The sequence below is a fragment of the Nocardia macrotermitis genome (genome assembly GCF_009604405.1).
GTDB classification, from domain to species: domain Bacteria; phylum Actinomycetota; class Actinomycetes; order Mycobacteriales; family Mycobacteriaceae; genus Nocardia; species Nocardia macrotermitis.
The window spans coordinates 618,943-639,113 of record NZ_WEGK01000003.1 but is presented as its reverse complement, the minus strand read 5'-3'; the positions used below and the strand labels follow the sequence as shown (position 1 = coordinate 639,113).

Below are 20,171 nucleotides of genomic sequence, written 5' to 3'. Positions count from 1 at the left end.
TTCGAAACGGTAGTTCCGGTAGCGATCCTTGTATTCGCTGTAGCGCGAACGTTTGACCATGTCGATCCTTCTCTCGCTAGGTGCCCGCCAGGGCGGCGACGACGGGCGCGAACGCCTCGAATTCGCCCTGCTGCACGCTGATGTAGTTGGCCCCGAACAGCTCTCGCCGTTCGCGCAACCGGTCGGCGATCTGGTCGACCGTGCCGACCAGGACGTTGGGGTGGTCGCCGAGTCCACCGACCGGGACGCGCAGGATGGAGGCGATCCGCTCCAGTGCCGCGGCCGGGTCGTCGGTGACCGCAGTGAAGAACGGCGAACTCTCGATATCCAAGTGCGCGAAGCGATCTCCGGCACCGGCGCGCACGAATCCCAACCGCCGCACGGCTTCCTGCCGCGGGGTGCGACCCGCGGCGTCGACCGGGTCGAACGGGACGTTGTTGATGCTGACGATATCCGCCTCGCGTCCGGCCAGGGACAGCACACGTCTGCGGCCGCCACCGATCATGATCGGCGGATGCGGCTTCTGTACCGGCAGTGGCAGTCCCGCGTAGTCGCGCGCGGTGACGTACTCGCCGTCCAGGTCCAGCTGTTCGCCCGCACAGTGCGCCTTGAACAGTGCGACGACCTCTTCGAGCTTCGAAATACGTTGCGGCGCAGGGTTGAACGGCACACCCATGGCCCGGTACTCGGATTCGCTCCAGCCGCCGCCGATGCCGAATTCCAGGCGGCCGTCGGACAGCAGGTCCAGGGTGGTCGCCTCCTTCACCAGCACACCCGGGATGTGATAGTCGGCGCAGAAGACCCGGCAGCCGACCCGCAATGTGCTTGTCACCGCCGCCGCGACGGCCATCGCCGCGATCGGAGCCAGATGTTGCGGAGGCCATCTGGCCGCCTTCGACGCGGGTCCCTTGCCCAGATAGTGATCGGCCAGGAACAGGGTGGAGTAGCCCGAATCCTCGATGCGTTCTGCGGTCTCGCGCCATTCGGCGGCCATGGTCGCCCGGGTGGCCTGCACCGCGAAGCGGAAGGGTCTGGTCATGGCGCTCACCTGGCCACGTATCCACCGTCGACCGGTATGGCCGTTCCGGTGATGAAGGAGGACTCGTCGCTGGCGAGAAACAGTGCGGCCGAGGCCAATTCGATGGGCTTGCCCCAGCGCTTCATCGGCTGCGGCGGCACGACATCGGTCGGCGGCTCACTGTCCAAGGGGGCCTTCGCCAATCCGGTCCAGGTCATACCCGGACAGATCGCGTTCACCCGGATGTTCCGCTCCGCATAGTCCAGTGCGGCGGATTTGGTGAGCTGCACGACCCCACCCTTCGCGGCGGAGTAGGCCGCGATGCCCTTCCATCCGACCAGCGCCGACGCGGATGCGGTGTTGATCACCGAACCCCCGCCCGAGGCCAGCATCTCCGGAATCGCGTACTTCATGCCGAGAAACGCGCCCTTGAGATTGACCGCGACGACGGTATCGAACGACTCCTCGTCCAGATCGGCGATCGGCCCCCGGGTGCCGCTCATCCCGGCATTGCTGAACAGGACGTCCAGGCGGCCGAACGAGTTCACCGCGGCGGCGATCATCCGTTGCACCTCAACCGATTTCGCGACATCGACCTGGACCGCGACCGCGGCCTCGCCGATATCGGCGGCGGTCTTGTCCTGCCCGCCACTGATATCCGCACAGACCACCTTCGCCCCCTCGCGGGCGAACAGCAGCGCACTGGCCCGGCCGATGCCCGACCCCGCACCGGTGACCACCGCGACCTTTCCGGCCAGGCGTCCAACATATTTCGAATCGCTCATCGAGTAACACCACTTCCTGTTCCCGCGAGTGCGGCCTTGGCCAGGACGTTCTCCGCGAGGCGGAGATGTCCGGCGTCCACGAGCTGACCGGACTGCCCGATCGCTCCCACGCCACTGCGCTGCGCCGCGCGGTAACCGTCGACAAGCGTTCGGGCGTGATCGATTTCATCGGCGGTCGGAGTGAACACCTCGTTGGCGATCGGCACCTGGCTCGGGTGGATCGCCCATTTGCCATCGAATCCCAGCATCGCGGCATGCCCGGCGTCGGCACGGTAACCGTCGGCATCGGCGTAGTCGGGATACGGCGAGTCGATCACATCGATACCGGCCGCGCGGCCCGCCGCGAGCACCTGCACCCGCGCGGCATGCCAGAAATCGCCCGGATACGCGCCCGGCTCGGGACGGAAATTGCCGCCCACCCGAGCGTGCAGCGAGGCGGACAGATCGCCGACGCCGAAGATGATCGCCTCCAAGCGCGGGCTGGCGGTGGCGATCTCGGCGGCATTGAGCAACCCCTCCGCCTCCTCGATCAGCACCTCCAGCCCGATGCGGTGCGACAGACCCAGCTTGGTCTCCAACTGGGTGAGCAGCACATCCACCCACCACACGTCACGGGCGGACCGCGCCTTCGGAACGATCACCACATCCAGGCGATCGCGAGCACCGGTGACGACCTCGACCAGGTCGTCGTGACACCACGGCGTATCCAGCCCGTTGATGCGGACCGCGCGTGCGGTCCGGCCCCAATCCGATTCGGTGAACGCGCGCACCGCGATCGACCGCGCGGCCGCCTTCGCCGACGGAGCACAGGCATCCTCGAGATCCAGGAACACCAGATCCGCATCGGACCGCGCCGCGGCGGCGCACATGGACTCGTTGCTCGCCGGAGTCGCCAGCTCCGAGCGCCGGGATCGGGCGACTCTCGGAGTCGCGCCGATCATTTCGCGACTCCTTCGGCCGTGGCCGACAGACCCGCGACAAGTCGCCCCCGAAGCGCCGACGCCCAAGGAGTGCCGGGTATCACGATTGCTAACCGTTCGGTCAATATTTGCATCCCCACACAACTTTCGGTGCATTCGAAGAGAATCATCGAATCGACCTCCACGAACTGAAATATCGGTTACTCCAGCAATTTTGGAGTAGACGCGAGGCCCATCCCGCCGGGCTCCGAAAGAGCTGGGCGTCCGGCCGTCCGGGTTCGACTTGTTCGACCACTGTTTAACACCTATCGTCGAACCATGTCAACGTCCCTCTGCCATCTTCGCGCCACCAAAGTTCGCCTAGCTGCAGTCATGCCGGTTCAGCCGATGCGGGCCAGCCCTCACGACACCTCGTTACAAACGATCGATTAGCACCCACGCGTACCGAACATCCGCCGGTCCGGCTCCGGCGAGACGCCGCGGGCACCCGCGGCCTCCCGGGGGTGTACGGCGGCCGTGTGCCCTCGCCTCGATCACGGTCGGCCGCGCCGCGTCCCGCACACACGGCCTCCACCGGGACATCCGCTGAACAGCTGTTGATAGGTTCGATCACGTGAGCGACCCTGCGAGCGAATCGTCGGCCCTGCGCGTAGCACGCACAATGCGGTCGAGCACTGCGGAGAAGTGCGTCGTGAGCGGACTCGGCACGGGCAGGGCGGCGACCGGCGAACGTTACGAGGAAGCCCTATGAGCGCACCGCGCAAGCGTCGCCGCGGCGACGACACCGACACCCGCGATCAACTGATCGAGGCCACCGCCGAACTCATGCTCGAGGAGGGCTACGCGGGGGCGACCACCCGGCGCGTCGCGGCGAAGGTCGGGGTGAATCCCGCCCTCGTGTACTACTATTTTCCTTCCCTGGACGACCTGTTCCTGGCCGTCTTCCGCAAGGGCGCCGAGGCCAATCTGGAACGCCAGCGCAAGGCTCTGGCCTCGGAGAATCCGGTGCGCGCCCTCTGGGAGACGGCCACCGACGCCCGCGGCACCGCGTTGCTGTTCGAGTTCATGGCACTGGCCAACCACCGCAAGGAGATTCGCGCCGAGATCGCCGCCTTTTCCGAGCGTTATCGAGAAAGCCAGCTCACCGCGCTGACCATCATCCTGCGCAGCCGCGGCTTCGACGTCGAGGAGCTGCCGCCCGCGATGATGTCGGTCGTGATCAGCAGCCTCGGCGCCACCCTGGTCAACGAATCGAGCCTGGGCATCACCCTCGGGCATCGCGAATTGGCCGAATTCGCAGAGGATTTCGTGCGCCTGTTCGAAGGCAAACCCTGGACCCGCACGATCACCCCGGACCAGCCGGGCGCCGGCGAAACCTGAAGCGGCCCTTCGCCGACTCAGCGCCGTCCCGGCCGTTGGGGCGCGGCTCCGCGTTTGGTGGTGCCGGCCGCCCAGGCGATGGCGTCGACGGTGTGGCCACCACCTTGACCCCACCACCACGCAAATACGGTGTCATGCACTGGAGTTCGCGTCTGCTGGCCGATCACCTCGGTATCGCTCACGGCACCGTGGCGAAGGTTTGGAGTGAGTACGGGGTACAACCATGGCGGTCGGAGAGGTTCAAGTTCTCCGCCGATCCGGAACTGGCCGGCAAGGTCACCGACATCGTCGGGCTCTACTTGAACTCGTCGAGGTCGATCGGGGCGCGGTCGTTCAGCTGATCGAGGATGCGCCTGTCACACGCGATCCTCACCTCTTGCGGAGGGTGACCGGTTCGGCCAGCCGCTGTTCGTCACAGATGCGCTGCAGCTTGTCCAGGGTCTTGTCCAGGCCGGCGCCCAGTCGCGGCCCCGGCGTGAAGCTCGCTGGGAGATGCCGCATGCCCTGGATGAAGCCGATGGTCTCGTAGTGCACCGCTGCCCCGGAAACAACGACATAATCCGGCATCCGGTCCAGCACAGCCAGCAGCATGCGCTTGAACGCCATCCGCGCCATGTTGGAGCCGATGCACCGGTGCACACCGAGACCGAAACTGTAGTGCCGGTTGCCCTTTCGCTCCATGTCGATCGCGTGCGGGTTCTCGAAGGCCTGCGGGTCGCGATTGGCCATCGCCCACGACAGCCACAGGCGCTCGCCTTCTTTGAACTGCCGTCCCGCGACCTCGCAATCCTCGGCGAAGGTGCGGCCGTCTCCGGCCGCGGGGGTGAAGTAGCGCAGGAACTCTTCAGTCGCCGAATCGAGGATCGACTCCCGCTCCCGGCTGAGCAGATCACGCTGTGCGGGATGTTCCCCCAGCCATTCCAGGGAGTGCGCGGTGAGCGCGGTGGTGGTATCGAAGCCACCACCGATGATCAGCGTCAGCATGCCCAGCGCGTCGTCGTCGGTGATCGGGGCGCCGTTGAGAACGGCACCGGCGACCGCGTCGATCATCCCCGGCCGAGGATTCTGTTTGATCCGCCGGTAATTGGCCATCAAATCGGCATGCATCGCGCGACCCATCTCGATCACCCGCGCCATCTCCGGCGAGGCGGGGTGGGTGTAGACCGACGCATGCGCGGGCTCGTTGTAGACCGACCAGCTCCGCAACGGGATGCCCATCATGGCGAGGGTGAGCACGGCCGGCACGACATTGGCGAGATCGTCCACGAAATCGATACGGCCACTGCCGATCTTCTCATCCAGCGCCGCACGCACCACCTCGTCCACGAACGGGATCCACCGCTGCACCGCCGCCGGCGACAGATGCGGATTGAGCACCGCCCGCAGCTGCTTCTGTTCCGGCGGATCCATCTCCAGGATCCCGGAACGGACCACATCGCCACGATTCGGAGCCGGTATGGAGATACCCTTGTACCCACGACGCTCCCCCTTGGGATCATGGTCGTTGGAAACATGCGGGCACCTGGCCAGCTCGAAGACCTCCCGATTACCCGCGGCCACCCAATGTCCACCATGGGTGTCGGACCAGGCGACCGGGCACCGGGCCTGCATCTCGACGGCAATCTCGATGAAATGGTGCCGATATTCCGGGGTGTGCCGATCGAAGTAGTAACGAGGGTGCCGATGGTCGGCGGCAGTGAGGCTTTCGGTGGTCATGAGAACTCTCCAGTTCGACGATGGAGGATGACCGGCCAGCAGTCTGCACCCAGTGCAGTTGCGCCCGAGAGCGATTCGCCTCGCGGCGCCATGTCCGCCCACGGGCGGCGCTGCTCCGCCGGCACACCGGCAGACTAGCACTCCTACTAAACGTTCGTTAGAGTTTTGCCAACTCGATTCGCGTCGCCTGCCGACACGACCCAGGCGCGCGGTCCGGCCGATCCCCGTAGATTTTCTACTTAACGTCCGTTAGAGTCGGTTCTCGGCCTCGCATCCCCCATCCGTGGTGCGCCGCTTCGACCACTGTGCCGCCGATCTGCGGAGAATCATGACCGAATACGAATTCCTGACCTACGAACGCCTCGACGACGGGCGCATCGCTCGTATCCTGCTGGACCGCCCCGAAGCTCGTAACGCCCAGAACCGGGGCATGCTGATCGAGCTGGACGATGCCTTCGTCCGCGCCCAGGCCGATGACGAGGTTCGGGTAGTGATCCTCGGCGGTACCGGCCCGCTGTTCACCTCCGGCCACGACCTCGGAAGCGCCCTGTCGCAGGAAGAGCGACTCGGCCCGAACCAGCTGGAATCGTGGCGGTCCAACGGTGGCACGAAAGAGGGCGCGGAGATGCTCATGCGCCAGGAATGGCACTACTACTTCACCAACACTCGACGGTGGCGCGACCTGCGTAAGATCACCATCGGCCAGGCACACGGCGAAGTCTACGCCGCCGGGTTGATGCTGCTGTGGGCCTGCGATCTCATCGTCGCCGGGCAAACCACCCGCTTCGCCGATGTCGTCGGCACCCGAATGGGCATGTGTGGCGTCGAATACTTCGCGCACCCTTGGGAATTCGGGCCACGGAAAGCCAAAGAACTGCTCCTCACCGGCGACGCGCTCGACGCCGAGGACGCCTACGCGCTCGGCATGGTCAGCAAGATCTTTCCCGACGGCGAACTCGCCGATCGAACGCTGGAATTCGCGCGCCGTATAGCCGATGTCCCCTCGATGACCGCACTGTTGATCAAGGAAGCGGTCAACCAGACACAGGACAACATGGGCTTCTACAATTCCCTCAACGCCTGCTTCACCCTCCACGAGCTCAACCATTCGCACTGGGCACAGGTCAACGACAACCGCATGCCGATCTCCTGGCCCGACAGCCGCATCCCCGACTGGAAAAGCGCCGCGCCCATCGTGCGCGCCGACAAACACCAGCCGCGCGGCACCTCTTAGGACCATCCGCCGCGCCTCCGCTTCACACCACCCTCATCGGTACTGAATAGATCGTCGGCAACGACGACGGAAGGACACTCCGAAATGGCCCGTATTCCCCCGCTTCCGGTCCGGGAGTGGCCCGCCGAAATGCGCGACGCGCTTGCCGCGTTGGATCCGCCGCAGCCCCGCCATCCGCCGGCGATCAAGACCGGCCGGCCGAAGGGACGGAACACGCTGGGCACCTTCGCCCATCACCCCGCGCTGGCACGGGCCTTCTTCGCATTCAACGGGCACGTCGTGCGCGCCACGACCCTGTCCGAGCGGCAGCGGGAGCTGTTGATCATGCGGGTGGCCCTGCTGCGCAAGTCGGGATACGAATGGGCACAACATGTTTTCCTGTCCCGCGACGCGGGGCTGTCCGACGAGGAGATCTCTCGTATCGCCTACGGCCCCGACGCCCCGTTCTGGGATCCGCTCGATGCCGCCCTGCTGCGGTCCACCGACGAACTGATCGAGGACGGGACGATCACCGATTCCACCTGGGCCGTGCTCGCCTCGGCCCTGGACGCCAAGCAGCTGCTCGATGTGGTCTTCACCGTCAGCGCCTACGACGCAATCGCCCGGATGTTCAATGCGGTCGAGCTCGAGATGGACGACGATCTGCCGGAGCTGTTGGCACGCGCCAACCGAAAGCTGTTGCCGCACAACGGCACCGAAGCCACGCAGTGAACGAGGAGATGACCGAGCCTCTCTCACCCGCGTTCCGCATAATTCGGAGGCGCTAGAGGCGCGGAATTGCCCAATGACCTGAGCGGACAGCAAGGTCCACGCCGTGGCGGCGTGTCTCTAGGGGGCGGCATTCATGCTGGTCACAGCGGTACAGCCCTGCCACGCGACCGAGGAGCCACACGATGGCAGTCCATGACCGGTTCTGGAGGGAAGGTACCGGCTCGACCCATGCGGCACAATCTCTTTCGAATCGTCCCAGGTCAACTCTCGTTCCTCCCATCAAGTTTCGCGGTCATTGTGGGTGACTATTCCGGCATACCGTTCTCTGTGACCTGCGACGTTGCAGACGCCTGGAGACACGGACATTTCGGGCTAATTTCGGAAATGAGCAGGTCAGCACATGTGTCGATGCTCTAGCCGAGCTGAATTGCGCGGAACGCAGGTCTCATGCCCTTTGCGCGAGCAGTCACAAATGTCGCTCGAACCGGGCCAGGTTGGCAGCGGGCGCCTGCCTCGTCCACCTCATCCGCAATGCGTGCAGGTTAACGAGATCGTCCCTTCAGGGTAGGGCGCACAAGGTGGGGCGATCGGTCGGTGCGGATTGCAGAGCGGTGAGAGTTTCAGTGGACGGGGGTGCAGATAGTTGTGCGACGAGGGCGTCGAGCATCTGGCTGACGTGGAGGGCGTAGGGGGCGACAGCGAAGCCGAGCATGCGCATGCGATGTCGATCGGCGCACAGGTGCAGGCACGTCGCCGAGACCTGGTGGATCCGTAGGTCGCGCAGGGGTTGAGGGACGTGGGTGATCAGGGCGCCGACGCGGGCGTAGTACGAGCGCTCGGAGGCCTGATGGGTCGCGGGCAGCTTGTCGAGCGGATGCACTTCACGTACCAGCTGTTCCAGAAACGACAGGTAGTAGCAGTCGCGGTCCTCGGCAAGTTCCAGCAACGGCAGCTGATGCGCCTCGATGACGCGACGCAGGTCACCGGGCGGTAATCGGGCCTCCAGCAGGCCGCGACGACGGGTCAGATCGTCGAGGCGGTTGGCCAGGATGGCATCGATCAGGCCCTGTTTGGACCCGAAGTGGTACTGCACCGCCGATTTGTTGGCCATTCCGGCTTCAGTACTGATCCGCCGCAGCGGCACTCCGTCCAGTCCGTGCAGCGCGTAGAGGCGCTCGGCCGTGAGGACCAACTGTTGCTTGGCCGAACGGCCGATGGCGGTCAGCGACTCGGTCATGGCACCTATCAAACCACCCTGGACAATATAAGTCCCATGACTTAGAGTTCGGTTCGACACATTAAATTTCAGAATTAGGGTGAATCACAGCATTGGACTGTCAGCCGACGGCGGGTTCGCCAACGTTTGGGCTGCGCGGCTGTGGCCGATACGTAGCAGCGGGCTACTCAGAACCGGGATCCCGGCAGGAGCTGCTCACGTCGCGCAGCTCACACATCGAAAAAGGAGGACACCCATGCCTGGACTGCAGGACCGGGTCGCGTTCATTACAGGTGCCGGGCGTGGTCAGGGTCGTGCACATGCGGTGCGGCTGGCCCGCGAGGGCGCCGACATCATCGGCGTCGATATCTGTGCCGATATCGACTCGATGAACTATCCGAACGCGACCGAGGCTGATCTCGCGGAGACCGAGCGCCTGGTTGGGAAAGAGGGTCGGCGGATGGTCGCCCGCAAAGCCGATGTTCGCGACTTCACCGGGCTACGTGCAGCTTTCGAGGATGGATACCGGGAGTTCGGCAGGGTCGACATTGTCATCGCGAACGCCGGTATCATCCGGCTGGGTCCGGAGTCGGAGGATTTCCTGTCCGACTGGAACGATGTCATCGACACGAATCTGACCGGGGTGTATCACACTGTGCGGGCGGCGCTACCTGCGTTGCGCGAGGGCGGACGCGGGGGGTCGATCGTCATCACCAGCTCGACGGCGGGATTGAAGGCATCGCCGTCGTTGTTCGCCAGTGGCCAGGCGTATGCCGCTGCCAAACGCGGGGTCGTGGCGCTGGCACAGGGGCTGGCGGGTTATCTTGCGCCCGAATGGATTCGCGTAAACACGATCCACCCCACCGGTGTGGCCAGCGGCATGACCAAGAACGACGCCATGCGGGCACTGATGGAACAGGCCGCCGCAGGAGGCTCGAACGCAATCTCCGGGATGCAAAACGCCCTGCCGCTGCCGATGCTCGAGGCCACCGACGTCGCCGAGGCGGTCGCGTTCCTCGTCTCTGATGCAGCGAGGTTCATCACCGGTATCGCCTGGCCCCTCGACGCCGGTTTCACCATCCGCTGAATCGGGCCGAATCTATTTGCCCAGCACAATATTTCCGTGGCCGGGCCCTGTTTATACGCTGTGAGGATCGCATGACAGACAACACGAGAACGCCGGGTCGGGTTGCGGGTAAACGCGTCCTGATCACCGGTGCGGCGCGCGGTATGGGCCGCAGTCATGCCGTGCGGCTGGCCGAGGAAGGCGCGGACCTGGTCCTGGTCGACATCTGCCGGTCCCTCCCCGGAATCGACTACCCGTTGGCAACGCCGGAGGATCTCGCCGAAACAGCCCGGCTGGTCTCGAAATTCAATCGACGAGCGATCACGGCAGAGGTGGACGTTCGCGATGGCGCAGCATTGTCGGCCGCAGTAAACGGTGCGGTGGAGCAGTTGGGCGGGCTGGATGCCGCGGTGGCCAATGCCGGTGTGCTGACAGCGGGTACCTGGGATGCAACGACCGCCGAACAGTGGCGCACCGTCGTCGATGTGAACCTCATCGGCACCTGGAACACCTGCGCCGCAGCACTTCCGCATCTGATCGAGAACGGCGGCAGCCTGGTCGCCATCAGCTCGTCGGCAGGATTGAAAGGCACGCCGCTGCACCTTCCTTACACGGCGTCCAAACATGGCGTCGTCGGGCTGAGTCGAGCACTGGCGAACGAGCTTGCCGCGCAGAATATCCGGGTCAATACGGTTCATCCGACGGGAGTGGCGACCGGCATGGCGCCCCAGGAGATTCACCGTTTGCTCACCGAAGAGCGCACGGATCTGGCGCCGCTGTTTCTGAATGCGCTGCCGGTGCCGATGACCGAGGCCGTCGATATCAGTAACGCGGTGCTGTATCTGATCTCCGACGAAGCCCGTCACGTTACCGGGATGGAATTCAAGGTCGACGCGGGAGTGACAGTGCGATGACAACCGACACGAACACCGGCAATGAGAAGTCCGATCACGAAGCGGATTCGGGGCGAGGACGACGCGAGTTCGCCGAGGTCATGACCTTCGCTCCGCCCGAGGGCACGGCTCCGACGACGACCCGCCTCATCGACTTCGTCTTCGGCCAGGTCTGGACCCGTCCCGCACTGAGCCGCCGCGACCGCCGCTTTGTCACCCTGGCCTGTCTTGCCCACGCCGACTACGAGCCCGACCTGGCGGACCACGTGTACGCCGCACTCAACAGCGGTGATATCTCCATCACCGAAATGCAGGAAACGGTCCTACATTTCGCCGTCTACGCGGGCTGGCCCAAAGCCTCGCGCTTCAACGGTGTCGTCGATCGACAGTGGGAACGCATCCACCGTGATCGCGGCACCGAGGTCCCACCGCCGCAACCGTTGTTGCCACTGGCCACTCCCAGCGATCCGCAAGATCGGCTCGCTACCGGTGAGGAATCGTTCCGCACTATCAACTGCCTGGACTTCGCGCCCGGCCGGGACAATCCGTATCAAGGCGCGGGAATTCTCAACTTCGTCTTCGGTGAGATGTGGCTACGTCCGGGCCTGGGAATGAAAGAACGCCGATTGATCACCGTCGCGTGTGTTGGTTTCCAGGACGCGCCGATACCGATCCTCTCCCACGTCTACGCGGCGCTGCAGAGCGGAGACGTGTCCCTCGCTGAGATGGATGAGCTGATCGGGCAGGTGGCCGTCTATTCCGGATGGCCGAAGGCCTCGCACCTGAATCAGGCTGTCGCCGAGGTAAAGCCCCGTCTCCTCGGCGAACCGGCCGCGAACGACGAAACGTCGGGAGCAGGCCGATGATACAACCCTCATATTCGACGATGCCGATCTCGATCGCGCGGCTAGCATATCGTGTCAACGGAACGCCAATCGGGGATCTGGCACAAATTTCGTGAATCGTGAGATCGGATTGGTCAGTCGCTCAACAGGATTCGCTTGCGGAGTAGGTCGGTTTTCGCGCGGCCGAACATTTGGCGTTTGAGCATCTTGATGCGGTTGACGTGGCCTTCGACCGTTCCGCTGCTCCAGGACATGGTCAGTCCGGCGGTGACCGCGTCCTGGTCGCGGCGTAAGCCGCGCACGAACGAGTGCAGCGCGGGCTGGTCGTCGGCATCGACCGCGGCCATCCACCGTTCGAGGTCCTGCCCGCGCCGCTGGCCCATGATGTCGGCGAACGCCCGGACGTGTCCGGTCAGCGCGGCCAGTTCCGGGCTGACTGCGAGGATCGAGTCGAGGCTGGTCCGGTGTTCGGCAGCGAGGGTGTCTGGGTTGGTCATGATCCAGCTGACGACTTTGCGGACAGTTGGTGGCCTGGCCGGCGCGACCGGGACGTGTGTGAGGGCGCGGAAGGGTTGCACGTAGTTGCGCACCAGCTTCTCGCTGCCTTGGTAGCCGCGGGCCTTGATCTCCTGGAACAGCTGGGTCGCGTTGGTGCATCCCTCGGTCCACCGCCGATGCAGATCGGGCTTGTATGCCTCGAGAACGCTGACTCGATATCCGAGGCGATTGTTGACCAGCAGCTCGTCGACCGACTCGGCGCGGGCAAAGCGGCGTGTGGTGCCGCGGGACAAGCCCAGCTCGCGGCTGATTGCAAGGATGCTCGTGCCCTGGGCCAGCAATACGTGAACCTCGGTCCAGCGCTGGCGGGTGCGCACCGCGGTGCGATCCTGCCGTTCGCCGGGCGCGACCGGTCCCGGGAGGATTTCGGCGGCAACTGCGGCGATGTCAGGTCGGTCCTGCGGTTCGGGGACGGTGACCGCGGCGGGCAGGCCGGCGCGGTGGCGTGCCACAGCGCGTTCGACCGCCTCGCCGAGGTTGTGCCAGATGTGCCAGCGATCGGCGACCTGCACCGCGTCCGGTGCTCCCGCCGCAGCGCCTTCGGCGTAAGCGCCGGCGCGGTCACGACAGACGATCTCCACGCCCGGATGGGCCCGCAACCAGGCCGCAAGAGTGTCGGCGGTCCGGTCGTCCAGGACCTCGATCGGACGGCGGGTCTGCATGTCGATCAGGATCGTTCCGTAATGGTGCCCGCGGCGCAGGGCAAAGTCGTCCACGCCCAGCACCCGCGGGATCGGGTGCACAGGATCGGACAACGCCCGGATCTGGCGCAGCAACGTCATCCGGCTCACCGTCGCGGCCAGCTGCCGGGTCAGCCGCGCTCCCGCGCGGCCACCCAGTGCCAACGCGACCGCGCACAACGCCCGCTGCAGGATCAGTGTGCGGCGAGCGTACCTGGCGGCCAGTTGCGGGACCTGTTCGGCGAAAGTTGTTCTGCCGCAATCTGAGTTGCCGCAAAACAACCTGCGGACCTGTAATCCGATCAGGACCTCGCGGCCGGTGATCGAGGTGTCCGACAACCTCCGCCGGTAACGGCTGTGGACTCGGTCGGACGGCATCCCGCAACCAGGACAGCAGACAGGGCCATCGCCGGTGGCAGCCTCGATACGCACCGTCGAACCCGCCGCGCGGATCACCTCGATCCGCAGACCGTCCAGATGCGGGAACAGAACCTTCATCGGATCAAGATCAGAACACCCGCGACATGATGAACTAACAACCGCCCCTTCGCATCCCGAACGGGCCAATCACGAAGTCTGTGCCAGATCCATTTTTCACGTTCCGCCGACATATCGGCGCATCAGGGCCCGCTCATGCAGTCGGGCCAGAGTTGCGCCTGCGCGAGCCGCATACTGGTCCACGAATCGGTCTACGACCGTTTCCTGGAGAAGTTCGTCGCAGCGGTCGAATCAGCCAAGATCGGCGACCCTTTCGACCCGGCCGTCGCTGTCGGCCCGGTGATCGGCGAGCAGGATCTCCTGGTTACCCCATCCGGAAGCGGAGTGTCGTTGGTGCGCCGCGGCCGGAACCTCAGGCCGCGAGCAGCTGCCCGTTCGCGAGGGCTCTCGACTGGCGAGACGATCTTGCCGTCGCGGACCAGGTGGCAGTACGCGCGGGCATTCGGCGGCACGGCACTGCACGTGCTGCTGCATAATCTAGTGCGCTGTGGCGACGGTGAGCGGCTGCTGCAAACGTAAGTGTTCAGGGTCGGCGAAGCCGGGCCGGCTCGCCGCCCATGTCGCTGGGGGACAGACCGTTTCGAGGTCGAACATCTCGCGTACCCGGCTCGGAGTGTTGCCGACCGTCTCCAGGTCGTAGACCACCATCGCATCGACGTTCAGGCTGGCGGCGAGTGCCAGCGCGTAGCCGACCGGATCGGCGGCGTCGACCGGCGGCCGCACTGTGTAGAGAGGCAGGTAGCCGAGTTGTTCTGCATGACGCTGGACCTCCATCGCGTGTCGTGGCGCGTTGGGGCCGGACACTTCCGCACGTACGAGGCATATCGCGTTGGGCTTGTGGTTCGGTTGGCCGGAATCCATTGCCTGTCCTCCCGTCTAGTGTGTGAACGGCACACGCCGCCGAAGATCCGTTCGCTCGTCGGTCCGGCGTCGCTGTGGGATGGATCGACGAACGAAAGGGCTCAGGAAACCGGTTGCAGGTCAGTGCCGGGAGACGGACCCGTGAAGCCCGACCGGAAGAACGCCTCGGTGGCGGCAACATCAGTGACGGTGCCCGCCACGGCGGCGATTGCGTGGGCCTTGAACACCCGCGCGGCGGCGCTGAGCGCGTACCGCACCGGTATCACCTCACGACCGTCCGAGGGCGGCCATGGCGCACCCCACATCACCACCTCGGTTGCCCGATGCCCCCAGGCGCTCACCAGCCTTCGGCGTGTCCGGGGCTCTCGCAGGTCAATGCTCGCGGCCATCGCCAGTGCTTGCGGCATATGCCCCACCACGCAAACATCCGAGACCAGGCCCAGGTTGAACACCTGGGCGCCGAGGATGCGCAACGGCCGAGCGTCGCAGCCGCGCGGGATCAGCACCCTGACCTCCCACCCGGCCATGCCCCGGTCGAACAGCCAGCCACCAGCGTGCTCGATGACATCGAGGACGTCGGTGGCCACCACGTCGAGGCGATACTTCGCGGGGCTCGGCCACGGGAGCGCCGGAACCCGTGGCAGATCGATACCGGTCCCGCCGAATGAATCGAACACGGCCATCAGTTACTCCCTAACCGGAGGGGAAGACGAACTCTTGTCGTCCATCGGCCGCCCTGCCTGTCCGGACAGGCCGAGGCGCGCATCTCGGCCGTGGTCGGCGATGAAGGTATCGGTGCGGCGCCCGAGAAAGGCTTTCAGCGCCGCCGGTACGTCGGTCGATTTCCAGTGGTCTCGGAATGCGTCCAGCTCGTGGGCGAGCCCATGGTTCGCGTCCAAGGAGGTCAGCTCGAACAGCAACGACTTGAACGCGGATTGCGCAGGTCCGCTGTTTCCGGCCAGTTGATTCGCGGCCGTCTGCGCGGCATCGGTGAGTTGCTCGTCGGGTACCACCGCGTGCAACCAGCCGGTGCCGATGAGTTCGGCCGCGGGCAGCAGCGTCCCGGTCAGCGCGAGCCAGCGAGCCATCGAGTCGCCGACCTTTCGTGGCAAGCGCACGCTGGAACCGGCGCCGGGTACCAGATTGTTCCGAATGTGGCCGTCTCCGATCAGAGTCGACTCGGCCGCAACGACCACATCGCAGGCCAGCGCCAGCTCCAGGCCTCCGGCCACAGCATGACCGTGTAGCGCTGCCACCACCGGCAGCGCGCTCGTTTCGAGGCGTTTCACCACAGCCGATACGGTGCGCAGGAACTCGAGCGGGTTACTGCCGTCGGCGTCCAAGCTCAGAAAATACTCCAAATCCGCGCCGGCGCAGAAGCTTTTGCCCGCTCCTGCGAGGACGAGACAGCGAGTGTCCAGGTCCGCCTCGGCCTCGGTGAGGGCTCGGTCCAGCGCTGCGATCAGGTCGCGGTTCAGCGCATTTCGCCGGTGCGGCCGGTTCAGTACCAATGTCCGCACGGGGCCGTTCTGGTTGGTAATGATCGGTGGCACAGTATTTTTCACGATGCGCCCTCACCCAGCGGTAGAGCTTTACGACGTTGCCGGCGGAGCTCGGCGCGCTGGATCTTCCCGCTCGGGGTCTTGGGGAGCGTGGCAACGAAATGGATTCGCCGCGGGTAGGCGTGGGCGGCGTAGTTGTCTTTCACCCACCGTTGGAGGGCGCTGACCAGTTCGGCGTCACCGGTGGTCCCGGGGACCAGGACGACGAATGCTTCGACCGCTTCGCCGCGTACGGGATCGGGCGCGGCGATCACTGCCGCCTCGACCACCGCCGGATGGCGCAGCAGCGTGGACTCGACGTCGAAGGGACCGATGCGGTACCCGGCCATGATGATGACGTCGTCGTCGCGCGAGGAGAAGCGGATGACACCGTCCGCGCCGAGGGAGGCGGTATCGCCGGTGACGAAATACCGTTCACCTCCATTTCCGACGAACCGTGCGGCGGCGGCATCGGTCCCGGCGTATCCGGAGAACGTCATGAAGGGGCTGTCGGCGAGTACGACGGCGAGCCGGCCGATGTCGCCGGCGTCCGCGGCTATGTCTTCGTCGCGGCGCAGGACGGTCATGCGCCATCCGGGAAGTGCGACTCCCATCGCGTTGGCAACTACCGGTTTACGCAGCTCCGGGTGGTGTGGAAAACCGATCGTCATACCGAGTTCGGTCTGACCGTAATGGTCGTGCACCGGCAGCCCGAGCACGTCGATGGACCATTCGCCGACTTCCGGCGTCAGAGGTTCTCCGGCGCTGGACAGACGCCGCAGCGCGAGATTGCCGGGTACCGGCGTTTCGCTCGCGCGCAGGCTCCGGTACACCGTCGGGGCGGCGGTGTAGTCGGTCACCCGCAGATCGGCCATGACGGCCCAGGTCGAGGCGGCACTGAACCCGCCCCGCAGCAGGATGGTCGGGACGCCCGTGGCCAGCGGCGCGACGATCGCGGCGTACAGCCCGTAGGCCCACCCGGGGTCGGCGCCGCACCAGAACGTGCTGTCGGGCTGAACGCCGAGGGCGAACTCCTGGTATCCGTGCCACCCGGCGATGTATCCGACGGGGTGGACCACGCCTTTCGGCTTCCCGGTGGTGCCGGAGGTGAACATGTGGACCAGTGGACCGTCACCGCCGACCGCCACCGACTCCCCGGAGTACGGCACGACCGCGTTCATCCGGGCTCGGAGCCCGTCACCGGCCGAGGGGTCGGAGGCGATGATGTGCCACTTGCCCGTCGGTACCTTGTGCAGTTGGTCCTCGTCGGCGACCACGAGGACGACGCCGGCGTCGGCCAGCCGAGATCGGATCGCCTCCTCGGCGAAGGCGGTGAACAACGGGACGTACACGGCACCGATTCGCCAGATGCCGAGCAGAACCGACACCAGATCGACGCTCTTGCCCATGATCGCAGCCACGCGATCACCACGTCGGACGCCGGACTCGATCAGCACCTGGGCCACTCGCCGGGAGGACTCGGCGAGGTCCGCGTAGGTGTAGCGGACCGGCGACAAGTCGTCCCCGACCACGGTCAGCGCGACCTGATCAGCCAGATGCCGGTCACACAGCAACCAGGCGACGGTGGCATCGGGTGCTGAGTAGACGTCCAGGATCTCCTGGACTCGACGCTCGACGGTGGGATTCATGATTACTCTCTCTGTTATCGGATGGACGAGCCGATGCCGAGGCCGCCGTCGACGTCGAGAACGATCCCGGTGATATAGCCGGCGGCGGGCGCCGCGAGAAACGCTGCGGCTTCGGCGATGTCTGCGGGCTGCCCAGTAACTCGCTGGGGAACCTTGGCGACGAGTTTCTCGCGCGCCGCGGCGTTCATCGAGGCGAGCATCGGAGTCTCGATCAGCCCGGGAGCGATGGCGTTGGCGGTGATGCCGTCGCGAGCGGTCTCGAGAGCGAGCGTGCGGGTCAGGCCGACGATACCGGCCTTGGCCGCAACGTAATTCGCCTGACCGAAGTTGCCTCGCCAGCTCATCGAGCTGAAGGACACGATGCGGCCGTACTTCCGAGTGCGCATGTGCGGTATCGCGGCGCGTGCACAGTAGAAGCTACCGCTCAAGGAGACATCCAGCACCGCACGCCAATCCGAATCGCTGATGTCGGTGACACGGTTGTCCCGGATGATCCCGGCGTTGTTGATCAGCACGTCGATCCGCCCGCGCCGGCCCGCCACATCATCGATCCACGCGCCGACGGCAGCGGAATCAGTGACATCCACGCCCACGGCCTCGGCCGGGGCTCCGAACTCGGCCCGCAGACTGTCCGCCTGCGCCGTGGCCGTGTGCAGGTCGACGTCCCCGATGATCACGGTGGCGCCCTCCGCGGCGAAGCGGTGCGCCATGGCAGCGCCGAGTCCCTGCCCTCCGCCGGTGACGACGACAACCTGACTGATGAACCGGTTCAAGGCATAACCCCCACGTTGGGTACTAATTAGATTGAAAAAGTACCAGCTAACGTACCTGCGAGCAAGCTCGCCGCAGGCGGCAGGCGTTCCCGTGCGCCGAGCCCGGCTATGCGCTGTGTCAAACTCGGACGCATGCCTTACGCGCCTGACACCGAAAAGGACTCCCGGCGACCGAGTGTTCGTCGATCCCGGGTGAACGAGGCGCGGCGTGAGGAGCTCATGGCACAGCTGGAGCACATCCTGCTCGGCGACGGTTTCACGAGTGTGACCGTCAATGACCTCGCTCAGCGAATGAACTGCTCGAAGGCCACCCTCTACAGCCTGGCAGGCAGCAAGGAACAGCTGGTGATCACGATCACGAAGCGGTTCTTCGGACGCGCCGCCGAGGAAATCGAGACCGTGGTGGCGGCCGAATCGGACCCGCGTCGCCGGATCGCCACTTACCTGGCCGGTGTCGGAACGGCCATGCGTTCGCAGAGCCAGGCATTCTACGCGGATATGGTGGGTTTCGGGCCGACTGCCGCGATCTACCGGCAGAACTCGGATACTGCGGCGCGGCGAGTGCGGGAAATGATCGAGGACGGCGTCCGGCAGGATGTTTTCCGCGAGGTCGACGGTGCTTTCGCGGCCCAGCTGATCACCCTGGCCATCGATGGCATTCAGTCCGGCGTGCTACTACGAAGCACCGGTTTCACCGCCGGTGATGCTTTCGCCGAGCTCGGTGACCTGGTGCTCAACGGCCTGACCGCACGTCGCGGCTGAGTCCGGTACCGGGCCGCGACGACTCGCGCGCTTCCGTCGCCCGCCGGACCCGCCGAGCCTGCTCTTTCAACGGGGGTGGATTACAGGCCCGCGTCGGTGGCGGTCAACGCGGCCAGGGTATCGACCCAGTTGCGCCCGACGATGCGGCGGATGCCGTCGAGGAGCACGGCCTCCAGATCGAAGCCGGGATCGTGGATACCGAGAAAGACCAAACCGTCCCAATGCGCGATGACCTGCTGGGCAGTCGTCCTCGGGTCCAAGCCCGGGTGGGCCCGGCCGCTGACCTGCAGGGCGGCGACAATCTTGGTGAACAGAGCGAGCTGCAGCCGGGTCCGTCGAGTGAAGTACTCGGCGGCGGGATGGCCCGGAGTCGCGGACTGGCCGTGTACCGAGACATACAGCCGTAGCCGCTTCTCGCTGCTGAACACATGTTCACCGGTGCGGGGGATGATCGTCTCGAAATTGATTGACTCGACGGGCTGTTCGTCGATGTTGTTGATGGTGTCGATGTCCACGCTGAGGTCGATTCGTTCCAGCGCTGCCACCAACAAGTGGTCGCGGGTCGGGAAGTGGTAGTGCACCGCAGGCTTCGCGATCCCGGACCGTTCGGCGACCAGTGCCGTGGTGACCGCTTCGTGGCCGAGTTCGTCGACGATTTCGAGAGCCACGCTCCCCACTGCGTCCCGCCGAGCACGCGTAGGCGCATACGGACCTCGTCTGTTTCGCCCCGAGGGCTCGTCCGACCCCACGCGTCCGACCCTAACACCACCCGGTTCGCGCACCGGCGAGGACATCTTCACCACACTCCTCGGTCGACAGGTCGTCATGACTGGTGCCGCCAGCCAACTTTAGTACATAACTAGTTTTTGACACCAAGATCTAAGGATTGCAAGATATTCGCCTGGCCCTATAGTCAGTTCCTAAATTGTAATCTAGTATCAGATAAGTTTTCAGCCTGGATGGACAGTGCGGTCGGACGAAGGAGCAGTGCTGGTGACGGGTTCATTCGAGGACGCTGCGGAAGGACGCTCCCGCTCGCCCGGCGCCGGCCTCGGTCGCGCGCCA

The 20,171-nt window shown here is 65.3% G+C and carries 19 protein-coding genes and 2 pseudogenes; 9 read left to right on the top strand and 12 right to left on the bottom strand.

Annotated elements, in window-relative coordinates; genetic code table 11:
- Positions 1–76 precede the first annotated feature (76 nt).
- From NRB20_RS10190 to NRB20_RS10180, 3 genes are read right to left on the bottom strand one after another with little or no spacing between them, the layout of a single operon-like run.
- Positions 77–1,039 carry a TIGR03621 family F420-dependent LLM class oxidoreductase gene (locus tag NRB20_RS10190; protein ID WP_153409748.1) on the bottom strand — a complete coding sequence of 321 codons (963 nt, stop codon included), beginning with the start codon at positions 1,037–1,039 and terminating at the stop codon, positions 77–79.
- A 5-nt stretch (positions 1,040–1,044) separates the two neighbouring features.
- Positions 1,045–1,803 (bottom strand): SDR family NAD(P)-dependent oxidoreductase, encoded by a 759-nt coding sequence (locus tag NRB20_RS10185; RefSeq protein WP_153409745.1) that lies wholly within the window; start codon positions 1,801–1,803, stop codon positions 1,045–1,047.
- Positions 1,800–2,744, bottom strand: a complete 945-nt coding sequence (locus NRB20_RS10180; protein WP_153409743.1) for an HpcH/HpaI aldolase/citrate lyase family protein — start codon at positions 2,742–2,744, stop codon at positions 1,800–1,802. Before NRB20_RS10180 ends, NRB20_RS10185 begins: the two co-directional genes overlap by 4 nt.
- 726 nt (positions 2,745–3,470) lie before the next feature.
- Between NRB20_RS10180 and NRB20_RS10175 the strand changes: the two genes are divergently transcribed.
- Together NRB20_RS10175 and NRB20_RS10170 are read left to right on the top strand one after the other, a co-directional pair.
- The gene (locus NRB20_RS10175) at positions 3,471–4,103 is read left to right on the top strand and encodes a TetR/AcrR family transcriptional regulator (RefSeq protein WP_153409741.1); all 633 of its coding nucleotides are present in this window, start codon (positions 3,471–3,473) and stop codon (positions 4,101–4,103) included.
- Between the two features lie 62 nt (positions 4,104–4,165).
- Positions 4,166–4,408: pseudogene (locus tag NRB20_RS10170) on the top strand (IS630 family transposase); the annotation flags it as partial.
- Between the two features lie 64 nt (positions 4,409–4,472).
- Here the strand turns inward: NRB20_RS10170 and NRB20_RS10165 are convergent.
- On the bottom strand, positions 4,473–5,819 hold the full coding sequence (locus NRB20_RS10165; protein WP_153409739.1) for a cytochrome P450: 1,347 nt from the start codon (positions 5,817–5,819) through the stop codon (positions 4,473–4,475).
- 328 nt (positions 5,820–6,147) lie between these two features.
- Between NRB20_RS10165 and NRB20_RS10160 the strand changes: the two genes are divergently transcribed.
- Complete coding sequence (locus NRB20_RS10160) at positions 6,148–7,053, top strand: enoyl-CoA hydratase (RefSeq protein ID WP_153409737.1); 906 nt, start codon at positions 6,148–6,150, stop codon at positions 7,051–7,053.
- An 84-nt stretch (positions 7,054–7,137) separates the two neighbouring features.
- Positions 7,138–7,764: a carboxymuconolactone decarboxylase family protein gene (locus NRB20_RS10155; RefSeq protein ID WP_153409735.1), complete on the top strand. Its 627-nt coding sequence runs from the start codon at positions 7,138–7,140 to the stop codon at positions 7,762–7,764.
- Between the two features lie 559 nt (positions 7,765–8,323).
- Here NRB20_RS10155 and NRB20_RS10150 read toward each other — a convergent pair.
- A complete protein-coding gene (locus NRB20_RS10150) occupies positions 8,324–9,001 on the bottom strand; it encodes a TetR/AcrR family transcriptional regulator (protein WP_153409733.1) in 678 nt (225 codons plus the stop codon).
- A gap of 235 nt (positions 9,002–9,236) precedes the next feature.
- On the opposite strand from NRB20_RS10150, the gene NRB20_RS10145 reads away from it, so the two are divergent.
- The 3 genes from NRB20_RS10145 (at position 9,237) to NRB20_RS10135 (ending at position 11,805) form a co-directional block, all read left to right on the top strand.
- Positions 9,237–10,067 (top strand): mycofactocin-coupled SDR family oxidoreductase, encoded by an 831-nt coding sequence (locus tag NRB20_RS10145; protein WP_153409731.1) that lies wholly within the window; start codon positions 9,237–9,239, stop codon positions 10,065–10,067.
- A 71-nt stretch (positions 10,068–10,138) separates the two neighbouring features.
- Positions 10,139–10,960 (top strand): mycofactocin-coupled SDR family oxidoreductase, encoded by an 822-nt coding sequence (locus NRB20_RS10140; RefSeq protein ID WP_153409729.1) that lies wholly within the window; start codon positions 10,139–10,141, stop codon positions 10,958–10,960.
- On the top strand, positions 10,957–11,805 hold the full coding sequence (locus NRB20_RS10135; RefSeq protein WP_153409727.1) for a carboxymuconolactone decarboxylase family protein: 849 nt from the start codon (positions 10,957–10,959) through the stop codon (positions 11,803–11,805). The genes NRB20_RS10140 and NRB20_RS10135 overlap by 4 nt, the downstream gene beginning before the upstream one ends.
- A 113-nt stretch (positions 11,806–11,918) precedes the next feature.
- Here the strand turns inward: NRB20_RS10135 and NRB20_RS10130 are convergent, their stop codons facing one another.
- Positions 11,919–13,520, bottom strand: coding sequence for an ISL3 family transposase (locus NRB20_RS10130; RefSeq protein WP_153409725.1), 1,602 nt, complete (start codon positions 13,518–13,520; stop codon positions 11,919–11,921).
- A gap of 102 nt (positions 13,521–13,622) precedes the next feature.
- Between NRB20_RS10130 and NRB20_RS37985 the strand changes: the two are divergent.
- Positions 13,623–13,820, top strand: a pseudogene (locus tag NRB20_RS37985) (aldehyde dehydrogenase family protein); the annotation flags it as partial.
- A gap of 177 nt (positions 13,821–13,997) precedes the next feature.
- On the opposite strand, the gene NRB20_RS10120 reads toward NRB20_RS37985, so the two are convergent.
- The 5 genes from NRB20_RS10120 to NRB20_RS10100 form a co-directional block, all read right to left on the bottom strand.
- Complete coding sequence (locus tag NRB20_RS10120) at positions 13,998–14,381, bottom strand: hypothetical protein (RefSeq protein WP_153409721.1); 384 nt, start codon at positions 14,379–14,381, stop codon at positions 13,998–14,000.
- A 101-nt stretch (positions 14,382–14,482) separates the two neighbouring features.
- Positions 14,483–15,064, bottom strand: a complete 582-nt coding sequence (locus NRB20_RS10115) for a hypothetical protein (RefSeq protein WP_153409719.1) — start codon at positions 15,062–15,064, stop codon at positions 14,483–14,485.
- Positions 15,065–15,067: 3 nt separating this feature from the next.
- A complete protein-coding gene (locus NRB20_RS10110; RefSeq protein ID WP_319944690.1) occupies positions 15,068–15,901 on the bottom strand; it encodes an enoyl-CoA hydratase/isomerase family protein in 834 nt (277 codons plus the stop codon).
- Positions 15,902–15,942: 41 nt separating this feature from the next.
- Entirely contained in the window at positions 15,943–17,571 is a 1,629-nt protein-coding gene (locus tag NRB20_RS10105) for an AMP-binding protein (protein WP_153409718.1), read from the bottom strand.
- Between the two features lie 14 nt (positions 17,572–17,585).
- Positions 17,586–18,344: an SDR family oxidoreductase gene (locus tag NRB20_RS10100; RefSeq protein WP_153409716.1), complete on the bottom strand. Its 759-nt coding sequence runs from the start codon at positions 18,342–18,344 to the stop codon at positions 17,586–17,588.
- Positions 18,345–18,563: 219 nt separating this feature from the next.
- On the opposite strand from NRB20_RS10100, the gene NRB20_RS10095 reads away from it, so the two are divergent.
- Positions 18,564–19,106: a TetR/AcrR family transcriptional regulator gene (locus tag NRB20_RS10095; protein WP_227833347.1), complete on the top strand. Its 543-nt coding sequence runs from the start codon at positions 18,564–18,566 to the stop codon at positions 19,104–19,106.
- 80 nt (positions 19,107–19,186) lie between these two features.
- Here NRB20_RS10095 and NRB20_RS10090 read toward each other — a convergent pair whose 3' ends face one another.
- The gene (locus NRB20_RS10090) at positions 19,187–19,855 is read right to left on the bottom strand and encodes a TetR/AcrR family transcriptional regulator (protein WP_194289783.1); all 669 of its coding nucleotides are present in this window, start codon (positions 19,853–19,855) and stop codon (positions 19,187–19,189) included.
- Between the last annotated feature and the right edge of the window lie 316 nt (positions 19,856–20,171).